At 45.3% G+C, this 23,426-nt stretch carries 15 protein-coding genes; 11 read left to right on the top strand and 4 right to left on the bottom strand.

The window, feature by feature from the left end; all coding sequences use genetic code 11:
* The first annotated feature begins 43 nt into the window (after window positions 1-43).
* Entirely contained in the window at window positions 44-3,463 is a 3,420-nt protein-coding gene (locus tag H70737_RS27810; RefSeq protein ID WP_231573355.1) for an S-layer homology domain-containing protein, read from the top strand.
* A 91-nt stretch (window positions 3,464-3,554) separates the two neighbouring features.
* On the opposite strand, the gene moaA is transcribed toward H70737_RS27810, so the two are convergent.
* Complete coding sequence (gene moaA, locus H70737_RS27805; RefSeq protein WP_042192510.1) at window positions 3,555-4,556, bottom strand: GTP 3',8-cyclase MoaA; 1,002 nt, start codon at window positions 4,554-4,556, stop codon at window positions 3,555-3,557.
* A 415-nt stretch (window positions 4,557-4,971) separates the two neighbouring features.
* Here moaA and H70737_RS27800 point away from each other — a divergent pair, with 415 nt between their 5' ends.
* Window positions 4,972-5,664: a TorD/DmsD family molecular chaperone gene (locus H70737_RS27800; protein ID WP_042192508.1), complete on the top strand. Its 693-nt coding sequence runs from the start codon at window positions 4,972-4,974 to the stop codon at window positions 5,662-5,664.
* Between the two features lie 552 nt (window positions 5,665-6,216).
* Here the strand turns inward: H70737_RS27800 and H70737_RS27795 are convergent.
* On the bottom strand, window positions 6,217-9,381 hold the full coding sequence (locus H70737_RS27795; RefSeq protein WP_042192507.1) for an efflux RND transporter permease subunit: 3,165 nt from the start codon (window positions 9,379-9,381) through the stop codon (window positions 6,217-6,219).
* 114 nt (window positions 9,382-9,495) lie between these two features.
* Complete coding sequence (locus tag H70737_RS27790; protein WP_042192504.1) at window positions 9,496-10,413, bottom strand: TetR/AcrR family transcriptional regulator; 918 nt, start codon at window positions 10,411-10,413, stop codon at window positions 9,496-9,498.
* A 227-nt stretch (window positions 10,414-10,640) separates the two neighbouring features.
* Here H70737_RS27790 and cls point away from each other — a divergent pair, with 227 nt between their 5' ends.
* Window positions 10,641-12,149, top strand: a complete 1,509-nt coding sequence (gene cls, locus H70737_RS27785; protein ID WP_042192502.1) for a cardiolipin synthase — start codon at window positions 10,641-10,643, stop codon at window positions 12,147-12,149.
* A gap of 57 nt (window positions 12,150-12,206) precedes the next feature.
* Here the strand turns inward: cls and H70737_RS27780 are convergent, their stop codons facing one another.
* On the bottom strand, window positions 12,207-13,736 hold the full coding sequence (locus H70737_RS27780) for a phospholipase D family protein (RefSeq protein WP_081951230.1): 1,530 nt from the start codon (window positions 13,734-13,736) through the stop codon (window positions 12,207-12,209).
* A 187-nt stretch (window positions 13,737-13,923) separates the two neighbouring features.
* On the opposite strand from H70737_RS27780, the gene fni reads away from it, so the two are divergent.
* From fni to H70737_RS27740, 8 genes are all read left to right on the top strand, one after another.
* Window positions 13,924-15,063: a type 2 isopentenyl-diphosphate Delta-isomerase gene (gene fni, locus H70737_RS27775; RefSeq protein ID WP_081951229.1), complete on the top strand. Its 1,140-nt coding sequence runs from the start codon at window positions 13,924-13,926 to the stop codon at window positions 15,061-15,063.
* Between the two features lie 39 nt (window positions 15,064-15,102).
* Window positions 15,103-15,576, top strand: coding sequence for a GNAT family N-acetyltransferase (locus H70737_RS27770; protein ID WP_231573354.1), 474 nt, complete (start codon window positions 15,103-15,105; stop codon window positions 15,574-15,576).
* A 168-nt stretch (window positions 15,577-15,744) separates the two neighbouring features.
* Window positions 15,745-17,097: a S41 family peptidase gene (locus tag H70737_RS27765; RefSeq protein WP_052404449.1), complete on the top strand. Its 1,353-nt coding sequence runs from the start codon at window positions 15,745-15,747 to the stop codon at window positions 17,095-17,097.
* A gap of 143 nt (window positions 17,098-17,240) precedes the next feature.
* A complete protein-coding gene (gene ychF, locus H70737_RS27760; RefSeq protein WP_042192499.1) occupies window positions 17,241-18,341 on the top strand; it encodes a redox-regulated ATPase YchF in 1,101 nt (366 codons plus the stop codon).
* Window positions 18,342-18,575: 234 nt separating this feature from the next.
* A complete protein-coding gene (prfA, locus tag H70737_RS27755; RefSeq protein ID WP_042192496.1) occupies window positions 18,576-19,649 on the top strand; it encodes a peptide chain release factor 1 in 1,074 nt (357 codons plus the stop codon).
* Window positions 19,642-20,640, top strand: a complete 999-nt coding sequence (gene prmC / locus H70737_RS27750; protein ID WP_042192494.1) for a peptide chain release factor N(5)-glutamine methyltransferase — start codon at window positions 19,642-19,644, stop codon at window positions 20,638-20,640. The genes prfA and prmC overlap by 8 nt, the downstream gene beginning before the upstream one ends.
* A gap of 139 nt (window positions 20,641-20,779) precedes the next feature.
* On the top strand, window positions 20,780-21,964 hold the full coding sequence (locus H70737_RS27745) for an FtsW/RodA/SpoVE family cell cycle protein (protein WP_042192492.1): 1,185 nt from the start codon (window positions 20,780-20,782) through the stop codon (window positions 21,962-21,964).
* 199 nt (window positions 21,965-22,163) lie between these two features.
* Window positions 22,164-23,348 (top strand): FtsW/RodA/SpoVE family cell cycle protein, encoded by a 1,185-nt coding sequence (locus tag H70737_RS27740; RefSeq protein WP_042192490.1) that lies wholly within the window; start codon window positions 22,164-22,166, stop codon window positions 23,346-23,348.
* Window positions 23,349-23,426: the final 78 nt, after the last annotated feature.

The following is a 23,426-nucleotide window of genomic DNA, read 5'->3' as shown; positions in this document are numbered from 1 at the left end:
TAGAATCTACGAAAATCCAAAAGACATCGGAGGATTAATCATTTTGAAGAAGAGCAAAATTCGCGTTTTTCTAACTAGTTCGCTTGCCGTATTATTGTTAGCACCCAACTTTTCATTACAGACAGTTTATGGTGCTTCAGGAGAATCAGCGCCTGATATCACGTCTACTGCTTCTGAACATTCAGGGAAATGGATGACAGGTGAATACCATGCACATACGTATGAATCGAACGATGCTCAGGAGTCATTGAAAAGTGTGCTCGATGCTGCATTTGAACAAAATGGTTTTGACTGGATGGCACTGGCTGATCACCTTCGGGTATCTGACCGGGATGACGAAGGGGTGAATCTCCCTGGCGGCTCCATTCCGATGTCACAAGGTATTGTGGATTATCAGAATGAGAAAATTAAGAAGTTACAGGCAGAAGGCAAATATGCTGGAAAAATCATTTTTTCAGGCTTTGAGTGGGATATGCCCCAATACGATCATGCTGCAGTTGGGATTGTTACAGATCATCCAGGGTCCGCAGAAGCTTTGAAGGCTATTAATCAATTTGAATATTTATTTACTAATCGTGATGTAAGTATGTTCGATCCGGCAGATGTGGCTAAGTGGAGTGCGGCGGATACCAGAGCTTTTTCTACAAAAGAAGATACTCGCACAGCTATGAAATGGCTCAGTAGTCATTATCCAGATAGCTATGTACTGATCAATCACCCCTCCAGAAAAAATGGTACAAGCTCGGAGCTTAAAATAGAGGATATCCGTGACTTTAACAATATCAATCCGAATCTTGTCTTCGGCTTTGAAGGTATGCTGGGCAATCAGATGGCGAGTGACCGGGGAGAGACGCCTGAGACTTACGGAGGTACAGACGTCAAGGTTGCACAGCTTGGAGGAATGTGGGACGCACTGCTGGGTGAGGGCCGCAGATTTTGGAATTTTGCTAACTCAGATTTTCATTTCAAAACAAAAAATGATCAATTTTCCAGCGGTTACTGGCCTGGTGAGTATTCCAAGAACTATACCTGGGTGGATGGCTCCGATATTAACGCTGTCGTAGATGGCATGCGGTCAGGGAAATCATTCTCTGTTTTTGGGGATCTCATCAACGTATTAGAGTTTAACGTGTCTGGAGATGGACAAGAGGAAGAAATGGGTGGAGAACTGGACGTAAAACAAGGGGACGACCTAGAGCTTACGATCCGTTTCAAAAGTCCACAGCAAAATAATAATGGCGACGCTGTTAAGGTAGATCATGTAGATTTGATCTCCGGTGAAGTCCATGGCAAGGTTGATCCAGGTACACCTGATTACACCAAAGCGACTAACGATACAACAAAAGTGTTGAAACGCTTCACAAGCGAGGACTGGACTACAGATTCCGAAGGCTACAATGTTATTAAGTATAAGGTAGAGGCAGCGGACAAGGATCGTTATTTCCGGTTAAGAGGGACTAACCTTGGAACTGATGTTGCGGGAGAAACGGTTAACGGTGAACCGCAGATTGATCCAAAAAATAATACCGTCGATAACTTAACTCGTTTCGAAGAAATCAACGCCCGTAATTATAGTGATATGTGGTTTTATTCCAATCCGATTTTTGTGGATGTGGAGTCGTACAGCGATCAGCAGGCAGTTAACGATACTATGACTGCATTAGATCTAGGAGACACAAGCGCAGTAACTTCTGATCTAACGTTGCCTACCGAAGGCAAACACGGGACAAGTATTGTGTGGAAAAGCTCCAATCCGGTTCTAATGACGAACGAAGGTAGAATCATCTTCCAACCTAAGAAGGATACGAAGCTGACCTTAACAGCTACAATTCAGCGGGGATTGGCTACGGAAACGAAGTCTTTTGAAGTAACGCTAAGCGGAGATGATAGTATCACCCCATTGGCGCTTCATAGCACATTAAAGACTGAGAACGGACAAGCTTATTTAAGTGGTGACTGGACGAATCAGAGTGTTTCGGTAAGCGTGTATGCTAGCGTATATATTCCTGGTGCGGATGTATCCATTCAATTAGCGACTGATGTAAACGGAAATTTCCTGCCCTATGAAAGTGGGAAAGTGATTGAGATTTCGAAAGAAGGCCAACATCAACTGCAATTCAAGGCAACGGATTCTTTAGAAAATAAGACAACATTGCCGCTTGCTGTGAATATCGATCGTACAGCACCTGTGATTACCCTGAAGGGGGATAGCCGTCTTAGTCTGACCCAAGGGGATGACTTCAAGGACCCGGGTGCAGACGTTACTGACAAGGTTGGGATTGCAGGCTCTATCCTGGTGACAGGAACAGTGGATGTTCAGACTCCAGGAACCTATACACTGAAGTACAATGCGACAGATTTGGCTGGCAATGCAGCTACTGAGATTGTACGCACAGTAGTTGTAACTGCGGGCACTAGCAGTGGAGAGGGGAATAATAACGGAGGAGGCAACGGACCAGTTGCAACTCCAGCTCCTACCGCGGCGCCATCTCCTACAGAGCAGCCTTCTACAACTCCGCGTGTGGAATTGGAGGTAAAAGCACAGCAGGGAGGAACGGGCACACTTAAAGACGTGGGCAGCTTTACGATTCCGGCTGGAGCGTTGTCTGGTAACAGCGAAATTGCCTTTTCGGTTATTGCTGCTGATGAGACGCCAGCAATGGGCGCTCTTCAGGCTGTGAGTGAAGCAGTAGAGCTTACTAGTGACAAGGCAGGCATGCTCAATAAGCCTGTGGAACTGTCCCTCAATTACGATGCGACCAAGATTACATCGGGGCATAAAGCAGCTATCTACTATTACAATGAGCAGCTTAAAAAGTGGATTTATGTTGGTGGTCAGAGTCAAACAGGTGGAACTATAACTGCAAGCTTAAATCAGCTTGCCAAATATGCTGTGTTTAATTATCAGGCCCCATCGATTACCGGTTTGAATACTCATTGGTCCACGGCGTTTACAGACCGTCTAATCGGTATGGGCGTCATGAAAGGGTACGAGGATCATACCTTCCGTCCGAATGAGGATGTTACTCGGACACAGTTCGCTTCTATGATTGTACGGGCGCTTGGTTTGAAATCAACAGGTAGCACAGTGAAATTCGCGGATCAAAGTGCGATTCCAGCTTGGGCTGCAGATGATGTAGCAGCGGCGGTAAGTGCCGGAATCCTTCGTGGATATGATGTGAACGGCAAAATGTTCTTCGAGCCTTCAGAAAAGATTACCCGTGCCGAAATGTCAGTTATGCTCGCGAATGCTTTGAAGGCTGCCCATAAGAAAACGGATAAAGAGGGGGACTTCGCGGATCTTACCTCCATTCCACAATGGGCACAGGCATCTGTAAAAGCGGGTGTTGAAGCGGGTATTTTGGGTGGATTCGAGGATAACACGTTCAGACCTGAGAACAATGCTACAAGAGCGGAGGCAGCAACGACGCTTTACAAGCTGCTCGAGGCTCTATATCTATAATAGTGGATGGCGAAGGCTATCCTTCAATCTCTAAATGAAACGCCGCTTTTCCCAGATGGCTTGGGGAAAGCGGCGTTTTTAATGAGACAGACTAGCCTCCAATTTGAGACATACGCCGAGCCGTCGGCGTGTGGCTTTGTGCTTTTTTCTCCAAGGCTAATGCCATTTCGTGGTTATGTGGCTTGTTACCCAGAGCTTTGCGGAATAAGGCCTGCACTGCTGCGGGATCGCTTATTAGGGGGCGGACATTGTACTCATCTTCCCAATACAGACAAGCTTTGATATGGCCATCTGCTGTTAGTCTTAGTCGATTGCAGTTATCGCAAAAGTGATCGCTTACGGGATGGATTAATCCGAACGTTCCTTGCGCTCCAAGAACCCGCCGATTCTGGGAAGGGCCATTACCAGATGGCATCTCAGCTTCCTCGGTTTCCCAGCCGGCCGCAGTACAAGCTTCTATAACGGTTTCCAGCGGCAGATAGGATTGGCGCCAAGAATCAGTAGCACTTCCGATAGGCATATATTCAATAAAACGTACATTTAGTGGACTGTTCAACGTAAGGGAGATGAAGTCTTTGATCTCGTCATCATTAATCCCTTTCATCAACACAACGTTAAGCTTGATCGGCTCCAGCCCGGCAGCTTGTGCTGCCTCGATCCCCTTTAGTACCTTGGAGACCTCACCGCCGCGTGTAATCATAGAGAAGCGATCTTGCCGTAAAGAGTCCAGACTGATATTCACCCGTGACAACCCGGCTTCTTTTAGCAGCGCTGCTTTAGCTGGAAGCATTAATCCGTTCGTAGTCAGTGAAATATCGTCGATCCCCGGAATGGCGGATATCATAGTTACTAGCTTCTCCAGGTCTTTGCGTACAAGAGGTTCTCCACCTGTTAGCCGTACCTTGCGTAATCCAAGTGGTGCTAGCGATTCCACAACTGCGGTGATTTCCTCATAGCTCAGAATCTCGTCCTGCGGCTGGAATTCCATCCCTTCCGCTGGCATACAATAAATGCAACGCAGGTTGCAGCGGTCGGTAACCGAAATGCGGATGTAGTCATGTAAACGTCCAAAAGGGTCCGTCAGCGGCTCCATAGCGTTGCTCCCTTCATTTGTTGGTGTTTTGAATGCTTCCCGTCTTAAGAGGAGGCGAAGGTATTTATACTTGTTTAGAATTTTAAAGATCGCTCGCGGGTACGTCAATGAGCAAACTATTGAACGGGTTAAACTCCCCCTATTTGAATAAGGAGGGTTGTGATTTAATTGCATAATAATGGACAAACTAAATAGAATGACAAAGCCGAAATAGACTTGCGAAAATGTGACAAAAGTACGACAAATGAAGTGATTAGTCATAGAATGCTCACGGAAAGCGTTTTTAATATCCGATATAATCTAGGTGCGGATTACTTTTACGTTCACTTTTGCGAAAACAGAAAGGATACCGGAAATTGCACGTCGATTATGTGACGGTGTGTGACCGGGAAACCCAATGAGGAGGATTTGCAAAATGACTATGCAAACTGTTCCATCGCTCGCCGTGCCGGAGGCATTTAGCCATTGGTTGGAAAGTCGGGGATTAATATATCAGCTTTTAGTGGATTTTTTGGGCAGAAAACCATCACTCTCACTTGTGGCTCAGTGGAGCCGCAATCGCAAGATGAGTGTTGCTGCAGAGATGACGGAAGGCGGACGGGAACTGAAGCGCTATCTGAGTCAGGAACCGAATAAGTTACCCCATATATGTGAGAAAGAGACCCAAGAGTATAAACGGCTTATGCACGAACAGACAGTAAGCTCTTTTAAATTACGTGAAGCTGCTATTCTGGGTCGTTCTGAAGATTTCTGCAACGTGCTTGCTGATGTATATACTTCCGCAGGAATTGTATTTAACAAATGTAATGGTGAAGCTGATGATCATATTGCTATTGAGCTGGAATTTATGGCAGTAATGCATGAGCGGATGTTGTACAATAGCTTCTCAATTAGAAGTGCTATGGATCTACTTGATATTCAGGTAGCCTTTTTGGAAGATCATTTACTGCAATGGACTCCACAGTTCTGTGAGAAGTTAAATGCAGCAACGAATAGTACGTTGTATTTGGGACTTTCCCATATGCTCGCTGAGTTTCTACCCCTTGATCTGCAGATGCTGCGTTCCTGGAGAGCTTCGCTGGAGAGCAGTGCAACAGCAATGGTATAACAACACTATAATACAGAGCCCGGCCTATAAATTAGGTCGGGTTTTTCTTGCTGTGGAAGTGTAAATAGTGATTTAAATGGGGGTCCAAGTGGAGCAAGTAAATGAAAATCTGAGTGAAGTCCCAAATGACGATCCAATTGATGGTCTAGAAGAATAGTTAGGGAATTTCTCCCTGAAATTCTGAGTTTATTGATCACAAACCTTGTAATTAGGGAAAACCTCCCTATAATTCACCTGATTTGGCGCTAAATCAGGTGAATTAGCTAAATTACAGGGAGAAATTCCCTGATTCCATTAATTTAGAGCGATTATCGAAAATTTAGAGGGAGTTTTTCCCTAATTAGTTTTAGACCCACTATCCACCGCACAACTATTCATCGCAAATCGCCTATCGTCAATCCCCCGCCCGTCCAACCACTCATCACCCACCTACAAAAGTCTAATGGGTTACTTTGCCCATTCCATAAAAAAGAAGCTGCTCCATAAGTAGTATTCACTACTTTGGAGACAGCTTCTTCATTTAGCATGTTTACTTGATTCGTATCAAGTGTTCTAGTCAATTACCTTTTTACTGCGGAATTTCATTAGGAATTCATACACGACTGGCACTACTACAAGTGTCAGCAGTGTGGAGCTGATCAAGCCGCCGATAACGGTAACACCTAGCCCCTTGGAGATGATCCCTGCACTGTTTTCAAGTCCTGTAACCAGTGGCAGCAATGCACCAATCGTTGCAAGTGCAGTCATCAGGATTGGACGTAAACGTGTGCCGCCTGCTTCAAGCAAGGCTTGACGTGTGGTCATTCCTTCTTTTTCCTTATGAATAACGCGGTCGATGAGGACAATCGCATTCGTGACTACGATACCAATCAACATCAGTGCACCCATGAGGGAGGAGACGTTTAAGGTTTCTCCAGCGATCAGAAGGGCTACGAGTACCCCAATAATGGTGAAAGGAAGTGAGAACAGGATAGCAAATGGAGCTAATCCACCGCCAAACGTAACCACAAGCACGAAGTATACGATGGCAATAGCAGCCGCCATAGCAATACCTAATTGACCAAATGTGTCATTGATCTGCTCGGTTACACCACCGAAGCTAACCGTCACGCCATCAGGTAATTCCATAGCATCTATTTTTTCCTTCACGAGGTTTGAAGCACTATTGACGTCACTTGAAATAATCTCGGCAGTGACATCCACCTTCATTTTACCGTCCATCCGAGTAATCGAGTCAGGGGAAGAGCCGTTTTCAATTTTAGCGACTTGCCCGATTGGCACGGAAATGCCTAGTGGCGAAGTCAATGTAGCCTCTTCCATTTCTTTAATACTCTTATACGTTTCTTTATCAGTTTCGATATAGACTTTGTAGTTCTTACCGTCCATTTCTACTTCTGTGAGTACTGGACGTGTACCTACAGGAGCAAGCTTCATCGCAATTTGTCCCGCTGTAAGTCCAAGGGAGCTAAGCTTTTCTTGATCCGCTACAATCGTATATTGATCGTAAGCTTCTTTGAGACTTGTTTCGCCATCCTTGAAATTAGTGGTGTCAGCCTGTACGATCTTGGCGATCTCATCCGCTACCGGCTTAATTTGATCTAGTTCGTCTCCGAATACATTCACGGTTAACGTGCTTCCACCCATACCTCCGCTCATCATCGCGGACATATCGCCCCACACACCATCTGGGACTTCTGCGGTTAAGCCTTCGATCAACTTCTCTTTTACATTTTCGAAATCAGGAGTATTACTATCGTAAACGATGAAAAAGAGTCCTGAGTTGCTGGATCCGCCCATACCCATCGGGCCGCCGCCACCAATGGAATATTGCATTTTATCTACATGCTGTTGCGCTAAAATATATTTCTCAGCTTTCAGGCCTTGTTCTTGAACTTCTTCAGTTCTTTGTCCAGCCTTCGGTGAGTAGGTTAGCATAACCGTTTTATCCTCTTGGGAAGGCATAAAGCTAACGCCGATAGGCTTGATCAGGAACAAGCTGCCCGCAAGGAGCAGAACCGCTACTCCGAACGTAACGAGTTTATGGGAAAGACACCAGTTCAGAATTTTTTGGTAACCAGCAGACATTCTGTCTGGTTTCTCACTATGCGTCTTCTTACCTTTCAATCCGTTGCGGAACAGGGAGTGTGCCATTGCAGGAACCAGGGTAATCGCAACTACCAACGAAGCGAGCAGGGCGAAGACCATGGTTAAAGCGAAAGGCAAGAACAGCTCTCCAACCATACCACTTACTAGAGCAAGCGGTAAGAATACCGCGATGGTTACAATCGTAGAGGACATGATTGGTACGAACATTTCACGAGTGGCTGCACTGATTAATTCCCGGCCTTTTAGCTTCTCGCCAGATAACGAGAGTCGCCGGTATATGTTCTCTATGACGACAATCGAGTCATCGACTACCCGTCCGATGGCAACGGTCATCGCACCAAGGGTCATCATATTAAGCGTAATGTCCATTTGACGCAGACATAATACTGCGATCAGCAATGATAAAGGAATAGAGATGATAGAAATGATCGTCGAACGAATATTCCGCAGGAAGACCAAAATGATAATTACTGCGAAAAGGGCGCCAAATACAGCTTTGGACAACATTGTATTTACGGAGTCCTCAATCGGCTTACCTTGGTCAAGCAGAACTGTAAGGTCAATGCCTTTATATTGTGCTTTTAATTCTTCAGTTTTGTCCTTAACACCATTTACGACATCAACAGTGTTGGCATCGTTGGCTTTGACAATCTGGATACCGATCGATTCTTTACCATTCGTACGGGAGATCGATTCAGAATTCCCAACAACCTCAATTGTAGCAAGCTCTCCCAGCTTCACGGTTGGCAATCCCATATTTGCAGCTCCGCCAGCAGCTCCGCCAACAGCGCCTGCACCAGCAGCACTTCCAGCACCTGCATCGGCAGCGCCAGCTCCAGGAGCCCCAGCGCCAGCAGCACCAGTTGGCATTACTGGAATGGTCACATTTTTAAGATCTTCAACGGTGGTGATGTTGCCATCCACGACAACTGCCTTTTGAGCTTTGTCCATCTCGAACAGTCCTAGTGGAACACGGAGAGAAGAGCCTTGAATGATCCCTTTAACCGTATCTTCGGTCAGTCCGTATTGCTTGAGCTTCTCTTGATTGAACTTAAGCGAAACTTCTTTGACGTATTGTCCAGAGATTTGAATAGAAGCAACACCCTCAACATCTTCAAGGGCAGGGCGAATATCGTTCTCGGCAATACGGGTTAGTTCCTCGAGATCTTCTGAATCCCCATTCGATAAACTAAGGGAGACGACAGGCATTGAGCTAAGGCTAAAACGGGAAATGGAAGGCTTTTGCACATTGTCTGGCAATGAGACCTCATTCAGCGCTTCGCGAACAGCTGCTGTAGCATTATCCAGATTCGTTCCATAATCAAACTCGATTTGGATACTGGAGGCATTCTCCAGAGAAGTGGAGGTGATTGTCTTTACACCATCCACATTGCGCAGCTTTTGCTCCAACGGTTTACTGACATCATTAACGACGCCTTCTGGTGCAGCCCCCGGATAAATAGTTGTTACGCTAAGATAGGGTATACTAATATTAGGTAAGGTTTCTTGCTTCATTGTCAGTCCGCTATACAAACCGGCAAATACAATAATTATCGTCAGAAGCCAAATGGCAAATTTGTTCCTGAGCGAGAAATTAATTAAGCTTTTCATAAGTGTTGTTTCTGCTCCTCTCGGGCCTTTTCTTTACGAAATAGGGCGCCATTTTGAAAATTTATAATACTCGCTATCCATGTTCTTCTCTCTCACGAACTCTTTATAGAGCAATTAACGAAATACGCATGAATGATTTGAAAAAGAGGTAACCAGCTTCCTCAATTCTTCCAATGGTGTAGTGAGCTCTGAGCAGGATTGGAGGTTGGACAACATCCCCTGTATGATTGCTTTGCGTGGGTGTGGTAAGAGAACTTCGCCTTCTAGAATGTTGAGTGATTCCAGCAAATCGGCTGACTCTTCGGGTTCTAAACTATCTAATTTACTGACCACAGTCTTCATGTCCTTAATGATTTGCAGTGGATTCTTGCGCTTACTCTCCTCATTCTCCTCCATCCAGCTTGCAAGAATGGTAGAGTTGATGAGAGGAGCCTGCTTACTTTTAAGAAGACCAGCTACAATAATATCTAGTAGATTCATTAGATGATCAGCCATAACGGCAAGGGACAAGTGGGTATCCTGACGAAAAATAACCGCAATATATGACTTGATTAGTCCATGACCTACAATACATAAATCTCCGGTATAGGGGATGATGTCTTTTCCATAAAGGGTCTCCATCTTCACCTGAAACCAGCGCAAGAAGGAAGCATTGTTTCTACGCAGCCATTCCGGTACTTCAGTATCAAAACCTTTTCCGGCAACTTCCTGAATTTGACGCTGTAAGAACTCACGTAATTCGTACACATGACTCAGTAGAATTTCTATTTGATTCCTAAGCTTCTCACGCGGTGTTCTTTGGGTTTCTTGCTCTTCACGTAATAAGGGATCACGAATCATTCGGTAACAATAGAGAAAAATACTGCGTTCCAGTTCTTCTTTGGATTTGAATACTAGATACAAGCTTCCCTTCGAAATTCCGCATAATTCGGCGATCTCTTGCATGGACGTGGAAGAGGAGCCTTTCACAGCGAATAATTGCATGGCGATCTTAATAATCTGTTCCTGCTTGTCCACAGTTTTATCGCTCATTGGGGGGATAACCTCCTTTCTGACTACCCAGTTCTATAATTGACTAATCGGTCAAAATAATTATATTCGATCCATCTTGTCATTACAAATTTCAGAACAGAAGGGTTACAGTTTTGTTGTAAATAGATTTTTACACAGTAATTGTCTAGGAAGATATAGGTTCTTCATGTAATATATAAAATGTGTCATTTTGGTGTTGCTTTTATGAATAAGAAGGTAGGTACAATATGAGAAGAGGACTTCAATCTATAATTATTATTGGGGCTTTCATAGCATTTTATTATTTTGGTTTTGGTATTTTTGGGAGTACTGCTGGAACAATTATTAGTATTTTCTCCACACTGACAGTCGTTTCAATTAGCTTAGCTATTTTTATGGAGAACCGTAATCCTTCTACTACGATGTCATGGATTCTTTTGCTTGCGTTGATCCCGGTGCTCGGTTTGGTCTTTTATTTTCTGTTTGGACAGAATGTATTTAAACGTCGTAAATATGATAAAAAAGCACAAAGAGATCTTATGGCCTATGAGCGGATTGAGAATGACGCTTTGCGTACGCATCAAGATTGGTCGGTCTTTGACCCCTCGCGTCAAAAACTACTATTATTATCCAAGACTCTAGCGCGTACTCCTATTTCCTTTGCTTCAGAGACGCGCATCCTTACCAATGGTGAAGAGACGTTTGGAACATTACTGCTAGAGCTGCGACAAGCGAAGCACCATATACATATGGAGTATTACATCTTCCGTGCAGATCACATTGGAACGCGTATTCAACAGATTCTGATCGCAAAGGCGCGTGCGGGTGTATCTGTCCGATTTATGTATGATGCTGTGGGTAGTTTTCAGCTTTCTAAAGCTTTTTTGAAAGAGTTGGTTGATGCTGGAGTACAAGTGGCTTCGTACGGTAATTCCACCTCCTTTTTCTCTAGCCGGGTTAATTACCGGAATCACCGAAAAATCGTCGTCATCGACGGTGATGTCGGGTTCATGGGTGGACTGAATGTGGGGGATGAATATTTAAGCCGCAGCAAAACTTATGGATTCTGGCGTGACACCCATATGTTAGTTAGAGGTGAAGCGGTACGGACGATGCAAATCATCTTCTTGCAAGATTGGATGCATACTACAGGTGAAAAAATACTGGAGCAGGATTATCTAACACCACAGCTACACTTTATGACAGGGGACGGAGCAGTACAGATCATTGCGAGTGGGCCGGACAATGAACGCCGTGCACTCAAAAATATATTTTTCTCCATGATCACCTCAGCTGAGAAATCAGTTTGGATTGCCAGCCCTTATTTCATTCCGGACGAGGATATCCTGACTGCGATACGTGTAGCGGCTATATCTGGTCTAGATGTTCGCTTGTTATTCCCTGCTAAGCCGGATAAATGGATTCCGTTTCTGGCTTCGCATTCTTATTTCCCGGCATTGCTGGAGGCTGGAGTGAAGATTTATGAATACGAGAAGGGCTTTATACACTCTAAGCTGTTAATCGTGGATGGTGAAATAGCGACTATTGGTACAGCAAACATGGACATGCGGAGCTTTCATCTTAACTTTGAGGTAAACGCATTGCTTCTTCAGACAGAGAGCGTTACACGAATTGTTGCTGATTTTGAACGGGATTTATTGTCCACCACTCAGATTGTGCATGAGACCTTTATGAATAAACGCATGGTGGTACGTATACTGGAATCTGCCGCCAGATTAATGTCTCCATTACTATAACTTCATTACAGATTAAACCACCGCGGAGGGTGCTGCCTTCTCTGCGGTGGTTTTTGTTTAAAAAGTAGTAAAGCCCAGGTTAGTCTGCAGCCGGAACAGGATGTACTTGAACCAGGTCACATCGCTCTGATAGGCCTCAAAAGGTAAAGTGAACGTATGACCCTCGTTATTCCATAGCCGATTAAAGTAGGCTTCCATATCTTTGAACAGCGGCTGATCTCGCTTCACAGAAATCCACAGATCATTCTCGAGATTGTAGTCATCCAGATTGCGTGTGGTGAAATTGGTGGAACCGCCAAGAACGATGGAGCTGCCGGTTTGTTTGGCGATAAAGAGCAGCTTTGGATGATATTGCTCTTTGGTTGTATTGTACCAACGAATAGAGATTTCACCGTTCGTGCGTTTGTTCAGATCCATGGCAACTGGACGGTTGGGGATCCCGATTTTATCGCGCCCGAAGGCGTTCTGATTTGGATCCAGGAGTAGGTTTACCTTAGCCCCGCGTGATGTAGCCTCTACCAACGCATCCAGAATGGCATCATCAGCAAGATAAAACATCCCCATCCATACGGTATCCCCCTTCCGGGCGGACCTAATGCCTTGCAGCGCATATTTGTATACCTTTCCTTCTGTTAAATAGCGAACTTCTAGAGCTTCCGCTGATGGTAGGTTCTTTTCTTGGGTGAAATTGGGCTTATGAAGTAGCAATGGACCTGCATCTGAAAGATTGGCTGCCGCCTGCTCGGTCTGGAGAATATCGGCAATAATTGGACCTTGTACCTCCAAAGCAATATTGGAGTGGTAGGCGCTGGCATCGTGAACATTTCCAGAGGAAATTAGTGCAGTGTTCTCACTGACAATTACTTTGCGATGGTTCGCCTTCACATTCAGCAGCTTCAGATAAGATCGAGCGGTAATATCCGGTCCACCACTGGCCATAAGATTGGGGATAAAGCCCTTGCCGGATTGTCCGAACCATTGAATGAAGGTGCGCCAGACGGCTGAATAGGCAGGTGTAGAATCTCGCAGGTCATTAACATCGGTCATGATGACTCGGATCCCCACCGCCTTCATTTCTTCCAGAAGATGATTGGGCGCTGAGTTATAATTGGTATTGACTTCATCGGTGATGAAGACAATCTCCATTTCGGGATAGGTTTGCTTTTGTGAGATTAATTTATCTGTCAGCATTCGACTGACTGGAGGGAATGACTGATCTTTATGGGTATAATCATTGAACAGGAACAGGTCGATGACTAAGAACTCCCTTGACTCCTCGATGATATGTAGCATTCTCGGAAGAATTTCACTCTCCTGCTTACCTGTGTCCGTACCGTCTGGATAGGTTAGGTCATGCCAGAAGGTTACATTGTTCACTTTGTATATGGGACTTTCATAGGAAATCCCAACGGGTAGAGGTTTATGTGTCTGGTATATCATGACGCCGATTAACCAGAGAATTAGAATGACGCAAGCCCATATCACTCGTTTGCGGCGTCGTGAAGAGGTGCGTTTCTTTGAAGCAAAAGCATGGGTACTATCTTGTATCGCTTGGGGCTGAACGGGTTGTTCACGATCTGATCTCATCGGAAGTTCCTCCTGAAAGTATTGCAGAGCACTTCCTTTATAATTATTGTGCTCCGGCGTGTACCAACCTATTAACACCTAGTGGGTAGAAATGAAGCATCCCTCGTATTTCACTCACTTCATATTGTAAATTCATCTGGAGGGATATGTTATAATAAGTACAGTTTAGGAATAGGAGGAACGGAGCATGAATCATACGCCAGAAGAGGCCGTACCATATGATGCGAATAGGCAGTCTGGCGCGGATCATGGCAATGGCCTACCAATTGTAGAGGTTTCGGACAAGAATTCTTTATTGCCTGCATCAAGGACAGGTGAACGCAAAATAGAGCATGTACGCCTTTGTCTAAATGAAGAAGTCGGTGGCGTCGGTGTGACTACGGGGTTTGAACATTACCGATTTCGGCATAATGCTCTTCCAGAGCTGAATTTCGATGATATATCATTGCAGACCACGTTCCTGGAACGTGAACTGCGTACACCGCTGCTGATCAGCTCGATGACAGGCGGCAGTGCAGCTACAGGAGCCATCAATGCCCGACTAGCAGAGGCAGCACAGCGTCGTGGATGGGCGCTGGGGGTTGGTTCTGTGCGAGCGGCGGTGGAGCGCTCTGAGCTAACCGAAACCTTTTATGTACGGGACAAAGCACCTGATATACCGGTTATCGCTAATATTGGCGCCGTACAGCTGTCCTATGGTTTCGGGATTGAGGAGTGTCGCCGGGCTGTGGATATTGCTGGTGCGGATTTTCTTGTGCTGCATCTCAATGGTCTTCAAGAGGTCTTCCAACCGGAAGGGAATACTGGCTTTGCTTCCTTACTATCGCAGATAGCAAAAGTATGCCGTGCACTTGAGGTTCCTGTAGGTGTAAAAGAAGTCGGCTGGGGCATTGACGGTGATACAGCAGCACATCTTTATAATGCAGGGGTAGCTTTTGTTGATGTAGCGGGTGCAGGTGGAACATCCTGGAGTCAGGTCGAGAAGTTTCGGAGTAGAGACCCTATACGGCGCGCAGCGGCTGAAGCTTTCGCAGACTGGGGTACTCCAACCGCAGATTGCATTGCGGAGGTACGTGCTGTCTCCCCGAAGGGGGCATTGATTGGCAGCGGCGGCTTGAAGCATGGTGTGGATGCGGCGAAGGCATTGGCCCTCGGTGCTGATTTAGCAGGCTTTGGACGCAATCTTTTAGGACCGGCAGTAGATTCTGAAGAGGCGCTAGATGCTGCACTGGCTCAGGTAGAGCTGGAGCTTAAGATAGCAATGTTCGGCATCGGAGCTCCCGATTTAGCAACTTTACGTGGGACTTCCCGTTTAATACGTAAATAAAAGTATATGGTAAATATAGAAGTGAGGAAGTGAAAAAAGATGATGATTAAATTGGTTCATATGGATGAGTCTGCTTTTCAATTTTTCTTAGGTCAAGCTACTCGTGATTACGCTGAAGATAAGATTAAAGCCGGCGCTTGGGACCCTGAAATCGCGATGAAGCTGTCTGAGGAAGCTATAACACAGTCTTTACCTAAAGGGTTGAGCACAGATGGCGCTTATCTATATTCTATAGTAGAAATAAGTAGTGATATCCAGGTAGGATACATCTGGTTTAATGTAAGTGAAGGCCGCAGCGGCCGAGAAGCTTTCATTTATGATTTCTATGTTTTTGAACCGTATCAGAGTAAAGGCTATGGCAAGCAGGCTATGGTCGCACTCGATGAAGAAGCTCGTGAAATGAACGTCACCAAAATCGGGTTACATGTCTTCGGTCAGAACAATCGTGCATTTGAGCTCTACAAAAAAATGGGATATACCGTAACTGACATTACGATGTCTAAAGATTTGTAATACTTAACGTGGAGACCTCGAAGGAGGTCTTTTTTGTGTTGTTCTAAGAAAATTAATGTAAATAATTGTGATAAATATATTTGAATTAGGAGGAATAGAAAAATATGATTATTAAATAAATTCCTGAAAATGGATTCAGCTATATGGAATATTGGAAGGGGGATTAAGGTGAGACCGAGGTTTGTATTACCAGCGGCTTTATCTGTAGCTGCAATACTGTTACTGGTTAGTTGCAACCGTGGGGATTTTCCAGGGAAAAAGCAATCTGAGTCGGGGCAAGTTCAGGCAAGTCCGGTTGCGCCGGTAGCCTCTTCAAAGGTAGCGGGAAAACAGCTAGAAGCGGAGTTGTCTCCATTGACAGTGGAACAAAGATTAGAGGATTTTGATTATATGTGGAAGATTATTGAGGAGAACTACCCTTTCCTAGAGGTAAATAAGCGTCTAAATGGAGAGGATTGGCTTGCGAACAAAGAGGAGTACCGTAATGAAATTGCAGCAGTGAAGACAGATGATGAGTTTTTTAGACGAATGAAATTCGTACTTAGCAGGTTAAATAATGGGCATACGAATTTTTTATCTAAGGAAGAATATCCATGGTTTCTAAATGCCTATGTTCAGGCAGGTTTTGGTTATGAGCCTTGGATCAACGTGTTTCAACAGCCAAATGTGTTGGCTCGTTACAACCAGAAACCTTTAGCGGAGCAGCAAAGCTCTGATGGCATCGTTAACGATATGAATAGTGGTGAGGCAGGGAGTCAGACAGGAAAGACTTCCGGGAATGTAAAAAAGGTTATTATAGAGCCAGAGCAAATAGCGTATCTAGGCATGCGAAGCTTTGCCGGAAGTCTCATGGAGATGGATAGTTCGGAGATTCGTGATTTTTTAATAGAAGTTAAAGATTATAAGACACTAATTCTAGATATCCGCGGAAATGGCGGAGGAAACAGCGATTACTGGAGAGCACATATTGCTCCTCTGCTAATTAATAAACCTATCGAATACAATACATACTTACTTTATACAAGAGGCAACTATGCTGAGACCTTTATGCAGGCACGTCAGATCACAAGGGGGCAGCAGCCTATTACCAGCATCAAAGACGAACAGTTGCCTAATTTACCATCCGAAGCATTAAAAATGTTCAAGACATATAGTAAAAATACAGATGTAGTAATCCCTCAAGAATCCGTTGGTTTTAAAGGAAAGATCTATTTGCTGGTTGATAGCTCTGTGTATTCATCAGCGGAAGGTCTTGCAGCCTTTGCAAAAGGCACCGGGTTTGCGACGGTTGTTGGTGGCAGAACAGGTGGGGATGGACTAGGGATGGATCCACTCGTCGTTGCATTGCCTAATAGCGGTTATGTATTCAGATTTTCCTTTGAGATGGGACTTAACTCTGATGGAAGCTGCAACGAGGAAGTGAAGACAGTCCCTGATGTGGAGGTTGATCCAGATACTTCTAAGCCCCTATTGGATCAGCCGGCGGTGCAAAAAGTATTGGAACTTGCCAAATCCTATTGAAATGGGTTCGCTTGGATAAGGCTGGATTGACACAACTGTAAGACATCCGGTGTTGCTGGAGAATATGTTCTAATATATAATGGTTTAGATCGTATTACTTATTCGGATGATCAATTTAGCTGAAAATAGGAGTTGTCATATAAATGGCTTTGAAAGCGGGAATCGTCGGTCTTCCTAACGTAGGAAAATCCACATTGTTTAATGCAATAACGCAAGCGGGAGCAGAATCCGCAAACTACCCTTTTTGCACGATTGACCCTAACGTTGGTGTCGTTGAAGTTCCGGACGAACGTCTTGATAAACTGACTGAGCTGGTACAACCTAACAAGACTGTACCTACTGCTTTTGAATTTGTTGATATCGCTGGTCTTGTGCGCGGTGCGAGTAAAGGTGAGGGACTAGGCAACAAGTTCCTAGCTCATATTCGCGAAGTAGACGCTATCGTTCATGTCGTTCGTTGTTTTGAAGATGAGAACGTTACCCACGTGGATGGAAAAGTAAATCCGATCAGCGATATTCAGACCATTAATTTGGAACTGATTCTTGCTGACATTGAGAGCATTGAGAAGCGGATTGAACGTTCCCGTAAGAACATCAAAGGCGGCGACAAGAAATACGCTCAAGAAGTTGAACTGCTTGAACGTGTCAAAGAAGTGCTCTACGAAGATAAACCTGCACGTAGTATAGAATTGTCCGATGACGAGAAGCTTATTATCCGTGATCTTCATTTGTTAACATTGAAGCCAGTGCTGTATGCAGCGAATGTAAGTGAAGAAGAAGTAGCAAGTGCTGAGAATAATCCTTATGTGCAGCAAGTGCGTGAATTTGCAGCAACTGAAGGTGCTGAAGTTGTTCCGATCAGTGCTAAAGTAGAAGCTGAAATTGCCGAGCTTGAGGGCGAAGATAAAGCGATGTTCCTAGAAGAACTTGGGCTAGAAGAATCTGGCCTGAACCGTTTGATCAAAGCGGCTTACAAGCTTCTAGGCTTGTATACGTATTTCACGGCAGGCGTTCAGGAAGTTCGTGCGTGGACCATTCGTAAAGGAACTAAAGCACCCGGCGCTGCTGGTGTAATTCACACAGATTTTGAACGTGGATTTATCCGTGCTGAGGTAGTGGCTTACGCAGATCTTTTGGCAGCAGGCTCAATGAATGGTGCCAAAGAACGTGGTCAACTGCGTCTAGAAGGTAAAGAGTATTTGGTGCAGGACGGCGACGTTATGCATTTCCGTTTCAACGTTTAAGAGGACTGAAGCATACTAATGATAAGAGGGTCATCTCAGTCGGTAGAGGGTATCTACTGCTGGGATGATCCTTTTTTAAAATATAAGACATTTATTAAGGGATTTACGCGTACAGAACTGTAGCCATTTCACAATATCTTTGGTATAATATAAAGTCGTATATCTAATTTTATGACATATGTTTTAATCGCTTTATTTGCGAATTTGAAATTGAACTAGGAGAGGTGAATTCCCTTGTTGGACCGATTGCAATCCCTGGCGGACCGCTATGAGAAGCTCAGTGAACTGCTTTGTGATCCGGATGTTGCAAACGACAGTAAGAAACTGAGGGATTATTCCAAAGAACAATCAGACCTACAGCCTGCATTTGAGGCGTATACTGAATATAAGAGTGTAATGGAAGAGCTTGAAGCTGCTAAGCAGATGCAAGGCGAAAAGCTTGATGATGAGATGAAGGAAATGGTCAAGATGGAAATTGACGACCTTTCCAAACGTCAGGTAGAGCTGGAAGAGCAAATCCGTGTATTGCTACTGCCTAAAGACCCGAATGATGATAAGAACGTAATCGTCGAAATTCGTGGTGCAGCGGGTGGAGATGAAGCTGCATTGTTTGCTTCCGACCTTTATCGGATGTACACCCGGTTTGCAGATTCACAAGGCTGGCGCGTGGAGCTAATGGATGTCAACGCGAGCGATCTTGGTGGATTTAAAGAGGTAATCTTCCTTATTAACGGCCGCGGTGCATACAGTAAGTTGAAATACGAAAGTGGTGCGCATCGCGTACAACGTATCCCAGCGACTGAATCCGGTGGACGTATTCATACCTCTACTTCTACAGTATCGGTGATGCCGGAAGCTGAAGCATTTGAGATTGAAATCCATGATAAAGATATTCGTGTGGATACCTTCTGTTCAAGTGGTGCAGGCGGACAGTCTGTAAATACGACCAAGTCTGCAGTACGTGTAACCCATGTACCTACGGGCATCGTTGCTACCTGTCAGGACGGTAAGTCACAGAACTCCAATAAGGAAAAGGCGCTTCAAGTGCTTCGTGCCCGTATCTCCGATATGAAGCGGCAGGAAGAAGAAGCAAAGTATGCTGGTGAACGGAAGAGCAAAGTAGGTACGGGTGATCGTAGTGAGCGTATCCGGACGTATAACTTCCCGCAGAGCCGGGTTACAGATCATCGCATTGGCTTGACACTGCACCGTCTGGAGCAGGTTATGAACGGAGAAATCACTGAAATTATTTCGGCTCTTTCAATTGCTGAACAAGCTGATTTGATGGATAGTATGGACAATGGATAATAATGCTTTGAACGATGGCGTATTTGTCATGTCGGAAGTGAAAAGCATCCGGGAAGCCTTTGTGGAGGCTTCTTCTTTTTTGAGCCAGAGCGGTTGTAATGAACCGCAGCGTAGTGCGCAATTACTGCTGGAGCATGCGCTTGGCTTATCCGGGGCAGCGTATTATATGGCGCTGGCGGATTCTTTTCCGGCTGCGGTCAAGGAACAGTGGGAGGCGGGAGTTACCCGCCGGAGTAAGGGTGAGCCGGTGCAGTATATCATCGGCGAGCAAGAGTTCTACGGGCGTCCTTTTGAAGTGACGCCTGATGTGCTTATTCCACGGCCGGAGACGGAGCTGCTCGTCGAGGCGATTTTACGGTACGGCGTGGAGCTTTGGCCGGACGGCACGGTTGCGCCGAGTGAAGCGGCGCAGGAAGAAGGCGCTGCTTCGTTAGCAGCAGCGCAAGATCGTGCGGGCGACGCGGAAGGTGGACGCGCCGTACGGCCGCTGACCGCCGTCGATATCGGCGCCGGCAGCGGAGCGATTTCCGTCACGCTGGCGGTGGAAGCGCCGGCGTGGCGGGTCTGCGCCGGCGATATTTCGCCGGCGGCCCTAGCTGTGGCGAAGCGCAATGCGATGCGCTCCGGCACAGCCGTGGACTTTCGGCTCGGCGATCTGCTCGAGCCGTTCGCGGGGATGGAGACGGATATTCTCGTCTCCAACCCGCCGTACATTCCCGGCGAGGATATCGCCGGGCTGCAGCGTGAGGTGCGCGACCATGAGCCGCGCACTGCGCTGGATGGCGGAGCGGACGGGCTGGACCCGTACCGCCGCATGATGGAGCAGCTGGCGCTGCTCCCGGCACCGCCGCGCCTGATCGGCTTTGAACTCGGCTTCGGACAAGCCGAGCAGGTAGCCTCGCTACTTGAAGCGGCGGGTCATTGGAAAGAGATCATCACCATTAATGATCTAGCTGGAATTCCACGTCATGTGCTAGGTATAGCACGATAATACTGCATGCTGTGCAGGGGACTCCTGTTGATCGGGGAGTGAAATTGTATTTTCAACCCGACTTCCTTTACAATAGAATTTAACGGACTTCTTGGTGAACCATAAAAGAAAGCCCAGATTTAGAGTAGGGAGGCAGAACGTGCTTCAGAAGATTAAAAAAATTGATGGTGCTATCGTAGTCGTTCTGTTATTGCTCATGACTGTCAGCATCTTCGCCATATATAGTGTGACTCATGGAAGAGAAAAGCTGGACGGACATCATATCCGTATGATGATGTATTATGCAATTGGCTTTATTGCTTTTATTGGAATGACCTTTTTAGATTACAGAATTTTAGTGAAATACGCGTTATATATTTATTTGTTTGGGATAGGTATCCTGGTCCTCGTCAGCTTTTTGGGCGAGACCAAGAATAATGCCCAAGGCTGGTTGTCCCTCCCTGGAGGACTGAGCCTTCAGCCTGCCGAGCTATTCAAGCTAATATTAATTCTATTTCTGGCAGCGATGCTTGTTCGTAAGAATAAGAGTAAACTCTTGTTTTGGCGGGATGTTGTGCCGCTCGGCCTCTTAACCTTATTTCCGTTTCTTATTGTCCTTACACAGAATGACCTTGGGAATGCCTTGTCTTACATCGTGATTCTTGCAGGTCTGTTGTGGATTGGAAATATTAAGTACACTCACGCATTAATCGCGCTGGTGATTGTAGCAAGCTCTGCGATTGCCGGAATTATGAGTTATATCCATTATCATGACGAAATTAAAACGTTTCTTAACGATATTGGCCGTTCGCACTGGATTGAACGTTTCGACCCATGGCTTGTTCCGGATAAAGCGACAGCGAAAGCTCTTTATCATACCAAAAACGCCAAGCTCGCGATTGCCTCAGGTGGGATGAGTGGAGAAGGCTATATGAACGGTAGCTCTGTTCAGACGGATCGGGTGCCTTATACGTATTCAGACTCTATCTTTGTGCAGATTGCCGAGGAATTTGGCTTTGTAGGTTCTGCATTTGTGCTGCTACTGTATTTTATCCTGATTCACCGAATGATTCTGATTGCGCTGGAAGCCAGAGATCGAGCAGGTCCGTTTCTGATCGTCGGCATTGTCGCGATGATGCTGTATCAGATTTTTGAGAATATCGGCGCGTTTATTGGTCTGATGCCTTTGACAGGTATCACATTGCCATTCATCAGCTTCGGAGGTACCTCCCTGCTTATTAACATGGCCAGCATTGGGCTGGTAATGAGTGTGCGCCTGCATGGTCAAGATGTAGAGGAAGATTTGCCTAAGCCTACTCCTTATGCAGCGGCCAAACAGGTTTAATCACTAAATCAAAAGATAACCGTCAGAAACTCATCTTTTAAGGATGGGAACTGGCGGTTTTTTGTTTTGGGAAGTGAATCTCTGATATCGGGTGTATTACATAAATTTGGAATTGTGGCCTTGAATGCTCTACAATAGAAAGGAGAGACTTTCCTCAGGTGAGGGTGGTTGGAACCTTAATAGAGTAAGGGGTTTGCGTATGCTTAAAAAGCTCAAGAAGATCGATAGCGTGATTCTTATTGTTCTAGTTATGCTGATGGTGATTAGTATTCTTTCGATATACAGCGTGACTAATGGTAGATTAGTTCAGAAACTAGATGGGTTCCATCTACAAATGCTTAAATACTACATTGTAGGGTTTGTAGCGTTTTTTGTGCTTACCTTCGTGGACTATAGGATATTTGTTAAATATGCTCTTTATATTTACATCTTGGGTATTGGTCTGCTAGTGTCGGTTAGTTTTTTTGGTAAGGTAAAGAACGGTGCGCAATTAGGGCTAGAGATAGGTGGACTTAGCTTTCAACCTGCGGAGCTTTTTAAGTTGATATTGATTCTTTTACTCGCGTCCATACTGGTCCGTAAACAAGGAGCCACGCTAACCTTCTGGAAGGGAGTCGTTCCGCTGGCGCTTCTTACACTGCTCCCTTTTGCCATAGTTATTGTACAGAATGATCTCGGAAATGCGCTAAGCTACATCGTAATATTAATCGGTCTTCTATGGATCGGGAATATCAAAATTTCACATGCACTCATCGGATTACTAATCGTTGGCGGATTGGGTCTTGCAGGAATTCTGAGCTATATTCACTATCATGATGAAGCGGTATATTTTTTTGAGGAGACCCTTGGCAGGAAGCATTTAGTGGATCGTTTTGATCCTTGGCTCGTACCTGATTTGGCGTCAGATGATGCAAGCTATCACACGAAAAATGCTAAAGTGGCTATTGCCTCCGGAGGGATGAGCGGCGAGGGGTACATGCAAGGAAGCTCTGTGCAGAGTAACCGTGTTCCATATACCTATTCGGATGCCATATTCGTACAGGTTGCGGAGGAGTTTGGGTTTGTGGGTTCAGCACTGCTGCTGTTGCTCTTTTTCATTCTTCTTCATCGAATGATACTGATTGCTCTAGAGAGTAGGGAGCGTAGTGGCCCGTTTTTGATTATTGGAATTACGGCAATGCTGCTATATCAAATCTTAGAGAATATTGGAGCTTTTATCGGCCTAATGCCGCTTACGGGAATTACACTTCCGTTCATCAGTTATGGAGGCACATCTCTTTTAATTAATATGGCCTGCATGGGGATTGTAATGAGTGTGCATCTTTATGGTCGGGATGTTGAGGATGATTTGCAGTTGCCTAAGGCGCTTGCTGTAAAATTATAGATTTAATAGATTCATAGGTTTGCAGTCTCTCATCTCTGGACATACTACTAGCATGAGAGTTAAGAGGAGAGGGGCTGC

It is taken from the genome of Paenibacillus sp. FSL H7-0737 (assembly GCF_000758545.1).
Lineage (GTDB): Bacteria > Bacillota > Bacilli > Paenibacillales > Paenibacillaceae > Paenibacillus_AQ.
This window is presented reverse-complemented; position numbering and strand designations above follow the sequence as displayed.

Coding starts and splice junctions, on each gene's coding strand:
- moaA (WP_042192510.1), bottom strand. CDS start 4,556: ATGGAGCCGCTGACGGACCCTTTTGGACGTTTACATGACTACATCCGC.
- H70737_RS27800 (WP_042192508.1), top strand. CDS start 4,972: ATGACTATGCAAACTGTTCCATCGCTCGCCGTGCCGGAGGCATTTAGC.
- H70737_RS27795 (WP_042192507.1), bottom strand. CDS start 9,381: ATGAAAAGCTTAATTAATTTCTCGCTCAGGAACAAATTTGCCATTTGG.
- H70737_RS27790 (WP_042192504.1), bottom strand. CDS start 10,413: ATGAGCGATAAAACTGTGGACAAGCAGGAACAGATTATTAAGATCGCC.
- cls (WP_042192502.1), top strand. CDS start 10,641: ATGAGAAGAGGACTTCAATCTATAATTATTATTGGGGCTTTCATAGCA.
- H70737_RS27780 (WP_081951230.1), bottom strand. CDS start 13,736: ATGAGATCAGATCGTGAACAACCCGTTCAGCCCCAAGCGATACAAGAT.
- fni (WP_081951229.1), top strand. CDS start 13,924: ATGAATCATACGCCAGAAGAGGCCGTACCATATGATGCGAATAGGCAG.
- H70737_RS27770 (WP_231573354.1), top strand. CDS start 15,103: ATGATGATTAAATTGGTTCATATGGATGAGTCTGCTTTTCAATTTTTC.
- ychF (WP_042192499.1), top strand. CDS start 17,241: ATGGCTTTGAAAGCGGGAATCGTCGGTCTTCCTAACGTAGGAAAATCC.
- prmC (WP_042192494.1), top strand. CDS start 19,642: ATGGATAATAATGCTTTGAACGATGGCGTATTTGTCATGTCGGAAGTG.
- H70737_RS27740 (WP_042192490.1), top strand. CDS start 22,164: ATGCTTAAAAAGCTCAAGAAGATCGATAGCGTGATTCTTATTGTTCTA.